Annotated in this window: 18 protein-coding genes; 6 read left to right on the top strand and 12 right to left on the bottom strand. The window is 68.3% G+C overall.

What is annotated here, in order from left to right; genetic code table 11:
• Positions 1–185 precede the first annotated feature (185 nt).
• Together AB0N07_RS34515 and AB0N07_RS34510 are read left to right on the top strand one after the other, a co-directional pair.
• Entirely contained in the window at positions 186–737 is a 552-nt protein-coding gene (locus tag AB0N07_RS34515) for a sigma-70 family RNA polymerase sigma factor (RefSeq protein WP_365841948.1), read from the top strand.
• The gene (locus AB0N07_RS34510) at positions 734–1,060 is read left to right on the top strand and encodes a hypothetical protein (protein WP_365841946.1); all 327 of its coding nucleotides are present in this window, start codon (positions 734–736) and stop codon (positions 1,058–1,060) included. The genes AB0N07_RS34515 and AB0N07_RS34510 overlap by 4 nt, the downstream gene beginning before the upstream one ends.
• Positions 1,061–1,525: 465 nt before the next feature.
• Here the strand turns inward: AB0N07_RS34510 and AB0N07_RS34505 are convergent, their stop codons facing one another.
• From AB0N07_RS34505 to AB0N07_RS34490, 4 genes are all read right to left on the bottom strand, one after another.
• Positions 1,526–1,939, bottom strand: a complete 414-nt coding sequence (locus AB0N07_RS34505) for a DUF5133 domain-containing protein (protein WP_365842005.1) — start codon at positions 1,937–1,939, stop codon at positions 1,526–1,528.
• A 104-nt stretch (positions 1,940–2,043) separates the two neighbouring features.
• A complete protein-coding gene (locus AB0N07_RS34500; protein WP_365841944.1) occupies positions 2,044–2,520 on the bottom strand; it encodes an Hsp20/alpha crystallin family protein in 477 nt (158 codons plus the stop codon).
• A 424-nt stretch (positions 2,521–2,944) separates the two neighbouring features.
• Entirely contained in the window at positions 2,945–3,205 is a 261-nt protein-coding gene (locus AB0N07_RS34495) for a zf-HC2 domain-containing protein (protein ID WP_365841942.1), read from the bottom strand.
• Positions 3,206–3,237: 32 nt separating this feature from the next.
• On the bottom strand, positions 3,238–3,792 hold the full coding sequence (locus AB0N07_RS34490; RefSeq protein WP_365841940.1) for a sigma-70 family RNA polymerase sigma factor: 555 nt from the start codon (positions 3,790–3,792) through the stop codon (positions 3,238–3,240).
• 271 nt (positions 3,793–4,063) lie between these two features.
• On the opposite strand from AB0N07_RS34490, the gene AB0N07_RS34485 reads away from it, so the two are divergent.
• Both AB0N07_RS34485 and AB0N07_RS34480 read left to right on the top strand, forming a co-directional pair.
• Positions 4,064–4,282 (top strand): hypothetical protein, encoded by a 219-nt coding sequence (locus tag AB0N07_RS34485; protein WP_365841938.1) that lies wholly within the window; start codon positions 4,064–4,066, stop codon positions 4,280–4,282.
• Positions 4,283–4,285: 3 nt separating this feature from the next.
• Positions 4,286–4,513, top strand: a complete 228-nt coding sequence (locus AB0N07_RS34480) for a hypothetical protein (RefSeq protein ID WP_365841936.1) — start codon at positions 4,286–4,288, stop codon at positions 4,511–4,513.
• 97 nt (positions 4,514–4,610) lie between these two features.
• On the opposite strand, the gene AB0N07_RS34475 is transcribed toward AB0N07_RS34480, so the two are convergent.
• The 8 genes from AB0N07_RS34475 to AB0N07_RS34440 all read right to left on the bottom strand — a co-directional run bounded on the left by AB0N07_RS34475 (position 4,611) and on the right by AB0N07_RS34440 (position 12,642).
• Positions 4,611–4,748: a hypothetical protein gene (locus tag AB0N07_RS34475; RefSeq protein ID WP_365841935.1), complete on the bottom strand. Its 138-nt coding sequence runs from the start codon at positions 4,746–4,748 to the stop codon at positions 4,611–4,613.
• An 18-nt stretch (positions 4,749–4,766) separates the two neighbouring features.
• Positions 4,767–5,492, bottom strand: a complete 726-nt coding sequence (locus tag AB0N07_RS34470) for a response regulator transcription factor (RefSeq protein WP_365841933.1) — start codon at positions 5,490–5,492, stop codon at positions 4,767–4,769.
• Complete coding sequence (locus tag AB0N07_RS34465; RefSeq protein WP_365841931.1) at positions 5,489–7,375, bottom strand: PAS domain S-box protein; 1,887 nt, start codon at positions 7,373–7,375, stop codon at positions 5,489–5,491. Before AB0N07_RS34465 ends, AB0N07_RS34470 begins: the two co-directional genes overlap by 4 nt.
• Positions 7,372–7,809, bottom strand: coding sequence for a hypothetical protein (locus AB0N07_RS34460; protein ID WP_365841929.1), 438 nt, complete (start codon positions 7,807–7,809; stop codon positions 7,372–7,374). Before AB0N07_RS34460 ends, AB0N07_RS34465 begins: the two co-directional genes overlap by 4 nt.
• 63 nt (positions 7,810–7,872) lie before the next feature.
• Positions 7,873–9,333 (bottom strand): hypothetical protein, encoded by a 1,461-nt coding sequence (locus AB0N07_RS34455; RefSeq protein WP_365841927.1) that lies wholly within the window; start codon positions 9,331–9,333, stop codon positions 7,873–7,875.
• 24 nt (positions 9,334–9,357) lie between these two features.
• Complete coding sequence (locus AB0N07_RS34450; protein ID WP_365841925.1) at positions 9,358–11,028, bottom strand: glycosyltransferase family 39 protein; 1,671 nt, start codon at positions 11,026–11,028, stop codon at positions 9,358–9,360.
• A complete protein-coding gene (locus AB0N07_RS34445; protein ID WP_365841923.1) occupies positions 11,018–12,310 on the bottom strand; it encodes a glycosyltransferase in 1,293 nt (430 codons plus the stop codon). The genes AB0N07_RS34450 and AB0N07_RS34445 overlap by 11 nt, the downstream gene beginning before the upstream one ends.
• On the bottom strand, positions 12,310–12,642 hold the full coding sequence (locus tag AB0N07_RS34440) for a GtrA family protein (RefSeq protein WP_365841921.1): 333 nt from the start codon (positions 12,640–12,642) through the stop codon (positions 12,310–12,312). Before AB0N07_RS34440 ends, AB0N07_RS34445 begins: the two co-directional genes overlap by 1 nt.
• Before the next feature lie 484 nt (positions 12,643–13,126).
• Between AB0N07_RS34440 and AB0N07_RS34435 the strand changes: the two genes are divergently transcribed.
• Positions 13,127–14,272: a S8 family serine peptidase gene (locus AB0N07_RS34435; RefSeq protein WP_365841919.1), complete on the top strand. Its 1,146-nt coding sequence runs from the start codon at positions 13,127–13,129 to the stop codon at positions 14,270–14,272.
• Positions 14,227–15,342 carry a glycoside hydrolase family 6 protein gene (locus AB0N07_RS34430; protein WP_365841917.1) on the top strand — a complete coding sequence of 372 codons (1,116 nt, stop codon included), beginning with the start codon at positions 14,227–14,229 and terminating at the stop codon, positions 15,340–15,342. The genes AB0N07_RS34435 and AB0N07_RS34430 overlap by 46 nt, the downstream gene beginning before the upstream one ends.
• The last annotated feature ends 90 nt before the right edge of the window (positions 15,343–15,432 follow it).

The following is a 15,432-nucleotide window of genomic DNA, read 5'->3' as shown; positions in this document are numbered from 1 at the left end:
GGGGGCCGGTGGCACCACGGAGCCAACCGGGGCGGAACGGAGGGCTCCCGGTCATGAGCCCCCGTTAATCCGTTGGAATGACTCGCAAAGCAGCAGGCTGCAAACGCGTTTGGGGGAAAGTGGCGCGGCATGCGATGTGGTGTCAGTGTGGAAAAGGATGCGGGCTCGGAAGGAGGTGGCGGGCCATGCATCAGGCAGCGGCGCGGGAGCAGGCCTTCACGGCCTACGTGCTGCCCGAGGTGGAGCTACTGTTGCGGGCCGCAGCGGCGCTGAGCGCGGGGCCCGCCGACGCCGAGGACCTGGTACGGGACACGTTGCTGCGCGCCCATGCCGCCATGGACCGGTTCGACGGTGAGCATCCGCGCGCCTGGCTGCTGACTCTCATGCGTCGAGCCGTACTCGAGCGGCAGCATTCCCGCATTGTCCTGGACACCGGTCCCGCACGGCCTTCGTCACCACAGCCCGTGGTACCCGGTGGGGGCTTCGACGAGGCGGTCGGCTCAGCTCTCAGCTCACTACCGGGCAGGCAACGGCTGGTGGCACAGCTGGTGGACAAGGGCGGGCTCAGCTACGCGGAGGCCGCCGGGCTGCTCGGTGTGCCGGAGAGGATCGTGGCCCACCGCGTGCACCGTGCCCGTAGGCGGATGAGGACCCGGCTGGCCGCGGAAGGAGCCATTCCGCGGAAGGCCGACGACGAATCCTGGCGTCCGCCGGACCGACCAACCGGCACCGGATGAGCCGCAGCGGTGACCCGGATCCTGCGACGAAGACGTACGTCGCCCCCGAGTCGCCGACGGCAAGACCCACCTCCCGACAGCTCTACAAGATGCCTCAACACTCCGACCGAAACACCGCAACGAAACCTGTCACACTCGGCCGCGGCGTCGCGAGGCTTGCCACGGCCGCGACGACCGTCGCCAGTACCGACCCCGCGCCCGTCGTCGTGCGCTTGCTGATCACCCTCTCGGTCGGCTGCTCGCTCAGCGAGCGCTTCGAATTGCGGGCGGTGGCGGCATGGCCGGACGGGCCGCCGGGCGGAGGAGCGCCGGCCGACGCGTGAGAACTGATCAGGGGCCTGGCCGTGGGCCCATGGCCAGGCCCCCGTCAGGCAGCTTCTCGCCCGGAGCGTCGGTCGGGTACACGTCGATGGGCTCGGCGTGCCACATGGTGCCGGCCGAAAGCAGCCCGGTCGGGCCTGGCACAGTAGCCCGACTCGGCCACTTGCGGCACCCGGCAAGCCGGTCACCCGAAATATCCCCCCACCGGTCATCACACGAATGGCTCGGAACACCTTTGGGGGAGGTAACCTCCCGAAGCTGTTGGGCGGTCCCTGGCAGCGGAGGACCAACTCCGCCTCCGGTTCCGCGCTGCGCTTGCGAGCCGTGGCCGGCTCGGCCTGCGCGTGAGGACGAGGCCGAGGCGCCACTTCGATCAGGTCGTGGACCGTGTCGACGAGCCGGCACCATTCACCGAACGCTGCGGCCAGGTACCGGGACCTGGGTTCCCTGCGTACCAGGTGCTCGTGTCAAGGAGCGTCGTGATGGTCTTCTCCGTATCTCATCCGGCCCATCGAGGCGCGTTTTCGCGATCTTGGATGAGGTCTCCGACTCGAAGCGAGAGATGGCGTTTGGGGTACGGCCTGGACACCTGTGTACCAGCCGACCGAACCGTCGGCCGCAGACCCGGAATCGACGTCCGTGGATGACGGTCTCACCTGCCCGGCCCGGCGCCTTCGCTCCTCGGCTGAGGTCCTGGCGAGAAGGCTCTCTGCCTCTGCCACGGCGTCGGCGGCGTTGCGTTGTCCCATCAGGACGCTGAGTGTATAGGCGGCGTCGTCGAGCCGACGGTAGCTGAGCGGGCATGCCGGATCGTGCAGCAGGTCGGCCCATGCGGACCGGTAGGCGTGAAGTGCTGCAGCGACGGTTCTGACGTGGGGCATCAGCATCTTCGTGTCCACACCTCCCGGTGTCGGCCGGTATGCCGCCGCCCGGCAGTGCCGGAACGGGCCTGCCGTGCGACGGCCTCGCCGCAGCACCGTGCTCGTCAGGACTCGGTGATCTCGATGTGCCGCGGCTTGGTGGCCTGCGCCTTGGGCACGGTGACGGTCAGGATCCCGTCGTGCAGGGTCGCGCTGACCGCGTCGGACCTGACATCGTTGGGCAGGAGGACCTGGTAGTCGAAACGGCCATTTCGCCGGGTGCTGCGGCGCAGGACGCCCTCCCGTTCCCGCTCCGTGTACTCCCCGGTGATGTGCATCTCCCGCTCGCTCATCTCGATGTCGATGTCGTCCCGCCTGATCCCGGGCAGTTCCGCCTCGATCAGATAGGCGTCGTCGGTCTCCCGCACATCGGCCGCCGGCGACCAAGCCGACGCGGCGGGACCGGCGGCGACGCCTTGCAGCAGCCGGTTCATGCGCTCGAACAGCTCGTCGAACTCGGCGGCGACGGGTTCACCCCATCCGGAGCCGGGAAACGACCTCTCCATCAGGCTGCCGGCCCGGCGTCGTACAGGCAGCGTCATCGCGGTTCACCTCCGCGAGAGTGGGTCATTCGGGTCACTTTCCATATTGCGCGTCCCCGCCGAGCAGGGCGACTCAGCCGCCCGTGCGAGCCGGCTCATGCTGCCTTCGTCGTCGGCGAGGCCCAGTCGCCCCATGAGCGCCGGCTCACTGAGGGCCAGTACGTGCCGCAGTTGTTCCCGCAACTCCGCGTACCGCACACCTGTTACAGGTCGTTGCACTGCCACGCCAACACAACGGCATGAGCCCGGCGCGCGATGTGCGCCGGATGAGTGGTGTCGCAACCCCACCGGCAACAATGCGATCGTTTTGTCTGTGGCTGGGCTTCTGACCGAGCTTAGGGCTGCAATGCCAGGACGAGGTTGGGCACTGGAGCAGGCCGGTGAAGTCGGTCTGCTCCAGTGGCCACCGACATCGGCCGGGCGGTCACCGGGCGCCGCCGAATCGGGCCGCCTCGCGCGGTCCCGACGCAAGCAGGGCGGTGCCGAATTCGCGCAGGCGGGCCAGGCTGGTCTCGTCCGGAACCTCCTGGCGGGCCAGTGAGTTCTTGATTTCCTGGTAGACGGCCGTCTCCGGACCACAGCGGCGGCAGTCCTCCACATGCGTGGCGAACCGGCGTGCGGTGTCCTCGTCGGCCTCGCCGTCCAGGCAGGCCTGCAGCATCCCTGCCGCTTCCCTGCAGCTCATGCTGCGATGCGCCGCGCCTGTCCGGTGCCCGATCACATCATGCTCCTCTTCGGCTTCGGTGCGAGTCCGGCGGCCGCGAGCTCAGTCCTTATGCGCTTACGGGCCCGGTGCAGGCGGCTCATCACGGTTCCCTCCGGTACGTCGAGCACCTCGGCTGCCTCCGCGTAGCTCAGCCCGCCGATGTCCACAAGGCGGACGACCTCCCAGTGCTTGTCCGGCAGCGCGGCCAGCGCGGCAGCGACCACCTCGTCGAAGCTCTCACCGACCACCACGTCCTCCGGCGAGGCCTCCGCGCCGACCGCGGTCAACCGCTCCAGGTCGGTGTCCGGATCGTCCAGGAGGTGGGGCCTGCGCCGACGGTGCCGGTTGATCTCGGCGTGGCGCATGATGGTCAGCAGCCAGGCCCGTGAATGCTCGCCGTCGAACCGGTCGATCGCCCGGTACGCACGCAGCAGCGTGTCCTGCACCAGATCCTCGGCATCGGCGGGCTGCGCGGTCAGCGTCATCGCTACCCGCAGCAGGACCTCCACCTCGGGCAGCACGAACTCCGCGAACGCCTTGTCCCGCGTCTTCGGCGGCTGCGCCACAGCGTCTCCCACGGACTAGAAGCCCCCCGGACAAATGGAGCATTCCACGGAATGAGGCAGGTCTTAACGCGGGTTTCCGGTACATGCCGAAGCTGAGCGCTCCCCATGGCGTGCCGGTGGCAGGCGGAGTGCGCCGAGTGACTGCGCCATCTGTGGCTGTGCCGTGCGGTCGGAGCCTATGCGGACGAGGATCTCCATCCGCACCGGAAACCCACCTCGCTGATCGACGTGCGGATACGCCGCCCGGGGCGACACATGATGCTACGGCTTCGTGGTCATCGACCTGCTGCACGGCCTGGCTGCCGTCTCGGTTCCGGTGGACATGTCGATGGTGATGGGGCACATGAAGGAGGCGATCGTGGCGATGATCCAGCGGCTCTTCTTCGGTACCGCGGGGGTGAGCGCCGACCGGGTGCGTCCCCCGTCGGCACAGATCCATCCGACCATCGATGCCGAGGCGTCGGACATCCAGAACTCCGGAAGGGCATAGACCATGAGTGCTGTCGCCCTCATCATCCTCGCCGACACCGAGAGCCACGCCGACCTCGGCAGGGCCTTCAGCGCCCTGGCCGCCGCCATGAAGTCCAAGGGCGACGACGGCATCCGGCTCGTCTTCGACGGATCCGAAGGTCACCCCCGTATCCGCCGACTCGTCGCGGACAGCTACGAGGTGATCCCCCTGCAATGGGACCCGCCAAGCCTGAGAGGCTCGGTGCCGTAGCCGCCGGTACGTCAGCACTGTCGATCTCGGAAGCGCCAACTCCCGACCAGGAGGGCAAGTTGCCGTTTACCGGCGACGATTCGGAGGCCGGCACCAACTACGGGTAGGCGCGTGGCCGTTCGTCACTCTGCCCCTGCAGGCCGAAGACCGGCTGGTCGTCGGAGAGGAAGCGAGCCTTGTCGATGGCAGGGATGCCGTCCTGGCCCAGGGCCGCCGACGACGGCGGCACCCTCATACCTGGCCCCGGTTCGGTTCACGGTACGTCCGCCGCCGACGCCGCTCCAGGCTCGGGCGGGCCGGCCTGATCGGGCGTCACCGGGTGGAAGTCCCAGTCGGCGGCCTTGGCGACCGCCTCCAGCTGGGAACGTGCATCGAGCTTCTCGAGAATGCCGCGTACGTGGGTGCGTACGGTGGCGTAGCTGATGGTGAGACGGTCGGCGATGGCCCGGTTGTCCAGGCCCTGGGTCATCAGGGCGAGGATCTCCTGTTCACGGCCGGTGAGGCTCTCCAGCCGCTCCGCCTGCTGCGCTGTGCGGCGGGCGCTCTCGCGGTGGCGGGCGAGGACCTCCATGAGGGTGCGGGCGGGGATCAAGGTCTCGCCCGCGGCCGCCGCGCGGATGGCTGTGGCGATCTCGTCCCCGCCGGCCGACTTGAGCAGGTATCCACTCGCACCCGCCTCGACGGCGGCCAGCAGTGCGGCATCGCTGGTGTCGGCGCTCAGGAAGACGACCACGACAGCCGGATCCTGGGCGCGGATGCGGGCCGCCGCCTCGGCTCCCGTGCCATCCGGCAGCCGGTAGTCGATGAGTGCCACCTGCGGGGACAGTTCGACCGTCATCGGCACGGCTTCGGCGACCGAGTCGGCCCAGCCGACCACGGTCAGGTCGTCGTAATCGTCGAGCAGCGCCCACAGCCCCTCGGCGACGGCCCGGTGGTCCTCGACGAGCAACACCGTGATGAGCTCGGGCGGGCTGATCACGGCTCGGCATCCTTCAATGCGGACTCACTGCTGTTGTCCTGCGCCACGGACTCCGTGAGCGGGACCCAGAACTCGACGGTGGTGCCGACCCCCGGTTGACTCTCGACGCGGCTCCAGCCTCCCGCCATCTGGGCGCGTTCGTGGATGAGGGTGAGACCGAGGTGGCCCGGGCGGGACTCCACCTCCAGGGGGTCGTAGCCCACGCCGTCGTCGACGATCCGCATCAGGCAGCCGTCCTCCACGCCCAGCAGCTGCACGCGCACCATCTTGGCCCGGGCGTGTTTGCGCACGTTCATCAGGGCTTCCTGCGCCGTCCGGTAGACCAGCACCATGGTCTCGACGGGCAAGCTCTCCTCCAAGTGGTCCTCGAACTTGTAGTGCGTGCCGATCTCGGCGCGCATCCGGTCGAGGAAGGTCTGCAGTGCGGTGGCCAGGCTGCCGTGCTCCAGGCTGGAGGGCCGCAGGTCGAAAATGAGCTGACGCAGACGGCTGAGGGAGAGCTTGAGAGTCTCGTCCAGCTTGTCCATCACCTGGACGTCCTTGGGGTCCGTGAGACGTCTGCGCAGCTGCTGCAGGCGCAGTCCCACGGCGGTGATGACCTGGATGGTGTCGTCGTGGATGTCGGCGGCGATGCGTTTGCGTTCTTCTTCCTGGGCGTGGATGAGGTGGCTGAGCAGAGCCTGCCGGTCCCGGTCGGTGCCCTCCAGCTGTTCCAGGCTGCGTTCCAGGACGAATTGGGCGCGTTGCACTTCGGTGATGTCCCTGACGGTCAGGACCGTGAACACGCCTTCGGTGCTGCGCAGCGGGCTGACGCTCACGTCAGCCGGGAACTGCTTGCCGTCCTGACGTCGGCCGACCAACTCCATGGTGTGTCCGGACGGCTCCTGGCGCGGGTCGCTCCAGTCCCGCAGTGAGACGGTCAGCGGCTGGTCGGGCAGCAGCGTCTCGACTCGCAGGCTGAGCAACTGCTCGCGGCTGTAGCCGAACAGGGACTCGGCGCGAGCGCTGACCTGACGGATGCGGCCCTCGGGGTCCACGACCATCATCGCGTCCGGGGACGACTCGACGAGCTGACGGAGCCGGTCCCCGGTGGCGCCCGCGTCGCTGAGATCCATCACATACACCACGTAGCGCGGGCGACCACCGCGCAGTCGGCCGCCGCCGACCTGGACAGGGAACTCGGAACCGTCCCTGCGCAGCCCCTGCGTCCGCCTGCCCGGAGTGAGCAACTGCTCGATGAGCCCTGTCTGTTCGGGCAGCAGGTCTGGCAGCCGCTTACCGCGCAGCTCGGTGGTGCTGTAGCCGAACATGCGCCGGGCCTGGGTGTTGGCGAGTTCGACGCGGTCCTGCATCCCGGTGACCAGCACACCGCATGGCGCTTGCTCGAGCAAATGCAGACATGCGTTCTCATCGACGGGTGCGAGCGGACGCTCCGCCGGCATGTGCGGCAGCGGGAGGCGTCTCAGGGGCTTCAGGCAGACTTCGGCAAGCTCGGCCGACATGCTGAACTGGCCGCGGGCCGCACGGGTGATCGCCTCCAGGATTTCCGACGCCGGTGCGCCCTTGACCAGGTAGCCTGCGGCCCCGGCGGCCAGAATGCCCGTGACCGTCTCCCGGTCGGCGTACGCGGACAGTGCCAGAACTTTTGTCTCCGGTGCCCGTTCACGGAGGGTACGTACCGTCGTGGCGGCATCCCCTCTGGGCATCTGCACATCGAGGACCAGCACCCGCGGGCGCGTCTGAACCGCCACCGAGACGGTCTGTGCGTGGTCGACGGCCAGACCCGCCAACTCGAAGGCCGGCTGCGACTCGACCAGGTCCGCGAGCGCCTCCCGGACCCTCGCGTCGTTGTCGGCCACCATCACGGGGATACCGTGGTTCATGGCTGCCCGCTCCCTCCGAACACGGCGTCCGGCAGGTGGCGGGTGCGGAGCTGGTCACGCCGGTGCACTCCCAGGAACGGCATGACGTCGGCGATGGGGGCGATCAGGACGTCGTAGTGGCCGCCGATCCGGTCACAGACCGCTATCGCCATCACCGCGTCCCACACCGCCGCCCAGAACGCCCAGTCGTGCCGATGGTGGGTCTGGGCCGCGTCCAGGGCGGCCCGGCGGGCCACTGACGCCGCCACGAGGATGCGGTAGCGCTCCTCGTCGCTGGTGGTGCGCCGGACCTCCGCCCAGGCCTCGGCGCGGGTCTGGCTGGAGGTCTGTCGCCACACCGCGGCCACCCGGTCGATCTGCTCCGGCGTCAGGTCCTCGATGTGGGTGAGAAACTGCAGGACTCGTCGGCTGTTAGGCCCGAAGACGACACTCATGGCCTTCTCCTCGCATCTTCGTCACTGTGCGGGGCACGGAGGACCGCTCCGTTCTGCCCGGCCTTACTGCCCCTGTCCCTGTTGTCCCTGTCCCTGTCCTTGTCCCTGTCCTTGTCCCTGTTGGGTCTGGTTGACGCCCGCCTTGGCCTTGCCGCCGCTCTTGTTCCCGACGAGCATGAAGGCCACGCCGCCCTCGTCCGCCTTGGTGATCGGGTAGGAGCCGACAGCCTCCGCCGCGCCCTGGTCGTTGACCTGGAAGGTCGTGATCTTCTTCGCGTCGCCGTTCGGGCCACCGGCGTAGAGGGTCACGGTCTCGTTCGGGGCGAAGCCGGTGACGTAGAAGCTCACCGACGTACCGGCCTTGCCCGAGTACGTGCTCGGCTCGGCGGTCGGCGTGTACGGCAGTACGTCGAAGCCCGCACGGACCACGGACCGGGTCCGGTCGCCGATCGCGGTGAGGCTCTGCTCACCCTCCAGACCGAACGGCACGTTGAAGGACACGGACCCGACATTGCCGTTGGCGTCGGCGTTCGAGGTGAATGCGGGTATTCCGCTGGCGGTGTTGATGTAGAAGAGTACGCGCTCGTCCGGGGCGAATCCGCCGGCCGACACGCTGATCTGCTGCCCCGCTTTCAGGGCATACGGCGACGACTTGATCGACGGGTACAAGCCCAGGATCTGGAAGGGGGCGGTGGCCGTGGTCTTGCTCTTCTCACCGACCAGGATCAGGGTGCTGGCGCCGGTCGGGGCGACGCCGACCTTGACGTCCGCGCGGCCGATGCCGCCGGAGCCGTCGGCGGTCAAAGTGGCGTCCGGCGTACCGCCGACCCGGCCCCAGAACACGTCGATCCGCTCCCCGGCCCCGAAGCCCTGGACGCTGAGCGACACGGGGGCGCCGGGCTTACCGACCGTCTTGCTGATCTTCACGGAGCCGACCACGCCACCCGAGATCAGCTGGGCCTCGGCCGCCTTGTCGCCGCCGCGCTGCATCGCGACCAGAGTGGCGCCCTTGTTGACGTCCTCCGGCACGGTGATCTGCGCATTGAGCGACCCGGTCTTGTCTGTCTTCGCCGTCCCTACAGCCTTGCCCGTGGTCTGCTTCGACGCGGTCTTCAGCACCAGGTCCACGGCGGACCTGGCGTCGAAGCCCGTGCCCTCGACCGTGGCCTGGCCGCCCGGCGTGACCAGGCCGGGGTTGACCACGATGATCGGCCCGGACGCGCGAGGGATCTTCTGCTGCCCCAGGTGGACCGTCTTCGGCTTCTGCGTGGGCGTCACTATTTCCGTCGGTGCGCTCTTCTTGTTCCCGGACTTGCCGCCGGTGGTGTTCAGCGCGCCGCCGAATCCGCCGCTCTTCGCGATCACTTGGACGAGGGAGCCGACGACCACGAAGGCTATGGCGATCATCAGGACCTTCTTCCAGGTGAATCGCCTCTTCTGCTGCTCGCCCTGGGGACGGGACTGCCCGGTGTTCGTGGAGCTCTCGGGTATGTCCTTTCCCCCCTTCTCAGGGTTCACGGGCATGTCGGTCACCTCCTTGGCCCGGGACTAACCGACCCGGTAGATCTGCAGCTTGATGTCGCCCTGGCTGGTCTCCCAGACCTGCTTCGAGTGCTTAAGGGCGGTCAGGATCCAGTTCTCGCGGCCGTCGCCGTTGTTGCCCTCCATGGATTGCAACATCTTGTTCGACATGATGATGTAGTCGACGTTCTGCCAGTTCTTGCCGAAGAGCTTGTCGCGCACGTCCGGGTCGGAGGAGGCGTTCCAGTGGGAGTGCGCGAACGGGTAGAAGGGGCGGACGTCGTGGAGGTCGCTCCACAAGTCGTCGTCCATGATGATCCGCGCGTTGGCCGGGACGTTCTTCCGTATCCAGGCGACCTGCTGCTCCTGCATGCGCGTCAGGTTCAGCCTGGGCTGGTACTGGTCCGCGATCGCCACGTGTCCCTCGGTGTTGACCGTCAGGAGGTAGTGGGTCGCCGGGATGAGCAGGAGCATGGCTCCGGCCGTGGCGAGCACCGCGATCCTCAGCCGGGGCCGCAGCCGGTCGAGCAGCCGATCGCCCACCATGCCGATACTCATCGCGAGCAGCGGGATCATCGGGGCGATGTAGAAGTCCAGGAGCACGCTGCCGCGCACGAGATAGAAGGCGTAGGCGAGCGCCATCGTGCCGACGACCAGGAAGCCAATATTCTTCTGCCGGTCTGTGAAACCCCAGTACAGGGCGGCCACCATGGCAAACAGGCCGAGCAGCAGGAACAGCCCGTCCTTGGGGATCCAGCTGGTGTACAGGAAGCTGCCCGAGCTGAGCGGGGAGCCCTGGTTGCGGTTGAGCTGCCACCACAGGGTGTACAGCAACGACACATGGTCGGCCGGAGGGTTGCTCAGGTCGAAGTCGAAGCCAGTGGGCAGCAACTCGTTCTTCAGCACTGCGTACAGGACATAGGCACCAACCGGGGTCGCCATCGCAAACGGCCACAGTGATGTGGCGAACCGGCGCTGGGTGGAGCCCTTCACCCTCCGCTGCAGCAGATACACCAGGCTGGGCACGAAGAACAGCGCGTTCTCCTTGGTGATCAGGGCGACCCCCAACGCCGCACCGGCCCCGAGCGCATGACGGACCCTCAACTCGCTGCCGAGCAGCAGGTACAGGCTCAGCAGCACCCAGAACATCATCAAGTTGTCCAGCAGGACCTGCCGCTGGTAGTACACCGCGAGCGGCGAGACGTTGTAGAAGAACGCCGCCACCGAGGCGGCCAGGACGCTGCCGGACAGCCTCCGCACGATCTCGAAGAGCAGCGCCACGCTGGCCAGGTGCACCAGCAGCATCAGAAACCGGCCGGTGTTGACCGCATTGCCGAAGGTCTCGAACTGGTTCGGCAGCGGGAAGGCCCAGCCGGCGAGCTGGATCCAGCCGCCCGGCGCGTGGTCGTAGTCATAGGTGTACGGCGACAGGCTGGTCTGCCGTACCAGCGACCAGGCCCGCTGCATGTAGATGCCTTCGTCGGTGAGGTACAGCGGGTACTGGAACAGGTGCCAGCCATGCGTGAGAAGCCCCGTGAGCACGGCGGCGCCCAGCGCGCTGGCTCCGCCCCGCCCCAGCCCGGAGAACTCGCCGGCCATGGTGGCCGACTGCGGTTTCGGCTCGACGGGCGACGGGGACTGTCCGGCCGGCTCCTCGTCGTGGACCACCACCAGCCGCGGCTTCGTCTCACGCGACATGGGAGTTCGCCTCCGACGCCTGGGTCCGGTGGGCGCCGACGTGCTGGGTCTTCTCCCAGTCGTTGCGGCCGGTCATCTGACGCCGCATGGCGCGAAGCGCGGCATAGGCAAGGACGAGTTGGTACGGGTACCAGGCGATGGCCATGCGCAGGACGGCCTTCGGGCTGGCCTGCAGCCCGTGGGCGTCGGTGAACTCGTACAGGCCCACCGCCTGTGTCACGAAGTGCGCCATCAGCATGAGCACGGGCAGCCAGGAGACGAGCGCAACCAGCACCGGCACCTTGAGGAAGAACATCATGCCCAGGGAGACCAGAAGATACAGGCCCAGCAGCGCCTGCCCGTGCGGGAACGCCAGCACGTAGAAGGCCAGCCACCGCTGCTTGCGGGTGGGCATCTGCTTCCATGTGCCCTTGCTCAGGGTCTGCATGAACCCCTGGCTCCAGCGGGTGCGCTGCCGCATGAAGTGGCCGAGCGTCGGCGGGGTCTCCTCCTTTGTCACGTACCGGTCGTCGTAGACCACCCGCACCCGCTCCCCCGCGACCGACACTCGAAGGCCGAGGTCCGCGTCCTCGGTGAGGTTGTGCTCGTCCCAGCCGCCCAGGCGCACGAGCAACTCACGCTTGAAGAACACCGTGTTGCCGCCGAGCGGGATGGCCCCCTCAAGGGCGTGGTAGTGCAGGCGGCTCTTGAACCAGAAGAAGTACTCCAGGACGTTCAGCGCGGAATACCAGGTGGACTGGTAGTTCATCAACTGCACGCCGGACTGGACCACGTTGACCTCGTCCTGGGTCATCACCGTGTTCACCAGGTCAAAGATCGCGGGATGGATGTCGTCCTCCGCGTCGAAGATGGTCACCACATCACAACTGGTGTGCGGCAGAGCGGCGTTCAGCCCGTGCGGTTTGTTGATGGGCCTGTCGTCGAAGACGACGACCTCGACGTTGTGCATGCCCTCACGTTCGAGTTCGTCGATCTTCTCCTCGGCCTTGGCGATCGTGCCGGCATCGTCCGCCGAGCAGATCACGAAGACCTCCAGCAGCTCGGGGGGATAGTCGGCGCGCACCACACGCTCGATGGTGGTCTGGATGACGTCCTCTTCGTGCCGGGCCGGCAGCATCACGCTGAAGGACAGCCGCGGCGGCAGGAAGGCGTCGGGCGCCTTCGCCTTCTGTTCGGCGTCCGGCTGGTCCCAGGTGTAGAGCATCAGATACAGCACGTGTGCCGACTGCGCGCTGAGCAGGAGGGACACCAGGACCAGTCCGGCGTACAGGAGGAGCGTCATCAGCTGCTCCTCGGGTTCCAGCCCCACACCCACAGTGCACTGGAGGCGTAGTTGACCGCGAAGGCGGCAGCGATGGCGAGCAGGTTCGCCACCAAGAAGGCGACTCCGCCGCGCACCAGGACCCACAGCAGCAGCACGTTGACCGCAAGACCGCCGAGCATGGACACGTTGAACTTCACGAACCGCCGCATCGACAGGGCGTGCGTGGCGAAGGTCAACCGGTCGTTGAGTACGTAATTGTTGACCACGGCCAGTTCCACGGCCATGGCCGAGGCCGCGACGAGCGGCACCCGCAGGAGTAGGTGAAGGACGGACAGAGCCGCCGTGTTCACGACTACGCCCGTTGCCCCGACTGCCGCGAACATCAGCATCCGGCCGACAAGGTGCCCTCTCGCCCAGTCACCTCGCACTGTGAATGTGGCAGGATGCCCTGAGGACTGCGGTTGGTCCTGCGGGCTCTCGCCGCGTACGGGTGCCGTCCGAATTCGGTGCATCGCGGATCCTCCAAGCGCGAGAACGCCCCCGGCCCTGTCAACAGGGACCTCACCGTTCAGCCTGCGCTTGTTGGTAGCCGCAGACATCACACGAATTCGTGAGCGCGGCTCCCACCTTCGGGGGAAGTCCCCTTCTCCCCCAAATGGGGGAGCGCCCCTCCGCTGGGCCGCTGCGCGAAGCGCCTCCCCCGAAGGGGGGATCCTCCTCTCCCCTATTGGCGGGTACTACGCCCTGCACGGCCAGCAGACCATGAGGAGTCCGGGCCTCTTCCCGTAGAGGCGGCTCACGTCGCATCCAACCAAGGGGTTAGGAGGCGTCACCATGCCAGGTCCCACCAATCCGGGCGTGTTCGCCGGGCGCGCCCTTGTCGGCGCTGCGGCCCTCGCGCTCACTGTCGCGGCGTCGGTCACCACGGCTCCGGCCGGCTACCGCGTGGCTCCTGCCGATTCGGCGCTGCGTGGGTCGGAGTGGGCGCTGTCCGCGCTCAGGGCCGACCAGGCCTGGGAGACCAGCCAGGGGCAGGGCGTGACCGTCGCGGTGATCGGCACCGGAGTCGACGCCTCCCATCCCGACCTCAAGGGACGCGTCGTCAAGGGCGCGGATCTCGCGGACTACTCGACCGGCAACGGCACCCGCGATCAGGGCATGGCGGAGGTACAGGGCACCCACGTGGCCGGCATCATCGCCGGAACCGGCCGCAACTACGGCGGCGACGGCCTGTACGGCCTGGCTCCTCAGGCTCGGGTGCTTCCCGTGCGGGTCTACCGGAACGACGCCCCCGTGGCCGCGGCGACCGCTGCGGGCATCAGGTACGCGGCCCACCAGGGAGCGAAGGTCATCGACGTCGCCGTGTCCTTTCCCCGGCCCAGCGAGGAGCTCAGGTCGGCGATCGAGTACGCGGCCCAGAGCGACGCCCTGGTAGTGGCCGGCGCGGGCGACGACGGCCGGACCGGAAACGCCGCGTCCTACCCCGCCGCCTACCCCGGAGTGGTCGCGGTCGCGGCCAGCAACAAGCAGGGCGACGTCTGGCCGGATTCCCACTACGGCCGGGACGTGGCCCTGACCGCACCGGGCGTCGGCATCCTCACCACGGCCCGGAACGAGGACTACTGGACGGGCTCCAGCACGGCGTACGCGGCGTCCTGGGTCGCTGCCTCCGCCGCGCTGGTGCGCGCCGAACATCCTCGCTGGAACGTGGCCGAGGTCATCCAGAAACTGACCGACACGGCGGACCGAAAGGCACCGCCCCGCTACGACGTCCACCACGGCTACGGGGTTGTCGACCCGGCGAAGGCACTGACCGACCGCGCTTCCTCGCAGGTGGACACCCAGAGCCGCATCACCACCCGGTCCTCGGATACCGGCCCGGCGTTGGTGGTGGCGGCCGTGACCGGCACACTCCTTGTGCTGACCGTCATCGCATGGCTCCTGATCCGACGCCGCATCACCCCGTCGGACGACGACTGACGGCGGGCCGCTTGAACGCCCCCGCCCCCGAGCGCGCGCGCCCCGAAACACCGGCCCCGGGGCGCGCGCAGCCGCGTCCATGGAGAGTACGGCTGGCGGCGCTGCTGTCCGCCCTCGGGCTCCTCGTGGCTGTCGCCACGGTGGTGACGAACACCTCGTTCCTCCAGGACGTGAATCACGGCAGCGCGGCCCTGGCGGAGCCACGTTTCCCCGCCAGGACCCGCCTCTACACCGCCCCCGACGCCCCGGCCGCCCTGTGGGTACGCGAACACCCCGGGGCCTCCTGGGCAGCGGTCATCGCCGGGCGCATCGCCTCGCGGCCGCAGGCGTCCTGGTTCACCGACCCCGATCCCATGACGGTCGCGGGCCAGGTGCACGCTTTGGTCGACGCCGCGCGGGCGCAGCACACGCTGCCCGTGCTCGTCACATACGCCGTGCCCCGCCGCGACTGCTCCGGACACAGCACGGGCGGCACCGGCGACCTCGCCACCTACCGCACCTGGATCGAGAGCTTCGCCCAGGGCATCGGCCCGGCCCAGGCACTGGTGATCCTCGAACCGGACGCCCTCGGGCTCGCCGACTGCCTCAGCCGCCCGGAGCAGCACGACCGCTTCACCGCCCTCTCCTACGCGGGCCGTGTGCTGCGCCGAGACGCCCCCCATGCCCGGGTCTACTACGACGCGGGGAATTCCGGCTGGCACCCCGCCCGGACCATGGCCGATCGCCTCCGGCGTGCCGGTGCCACCCGGTACGCCGACGGCATCGCCCTGAACGTGTCGAACTTCAACAGGACCCATGACGAAGTCAGCTACGGCCGCTCCGTCATCCGGAGGCTGGGCAACTCCCGACTGGGCATGGTGATCGACACCAGCCGAAACGGCGCCGGCCCGTCCCCGGGCCACCGTGCCTGCGATCCACCGGGCCGTCGGCTGGGACACGCCCCGACCCTCGACACGGGCGTCTCCGGCGTCGATGCCTATCTGTGGGTGAAGCCGCCCGGCCAGGCCGACGGCTGTGCGGCGACAGCGGGGACCTTCGACGCGCAGTACGCCTACCGTCTGACCCGATGACGCCGCTGCAACCTCATATCTTCACGCACTCCATATAAGAGACATAACCTACCAAACGGCCGAATTCGGTCTACCTCGATGGAGGTAGAC

The organism is Streptomyces sp. NPDC051172, assembly GCF_040682555.1.
In the GTDB taxonomy this organism is placed as follows: domain Bacteria; phylum Actinomycetota; class Actinomycetes; order Streptomycetales; family Streptomycetaceae; genus Streptomyces.
This window is presented reverse-complemented; position numbering and strand designations above follow the sequence as displayed.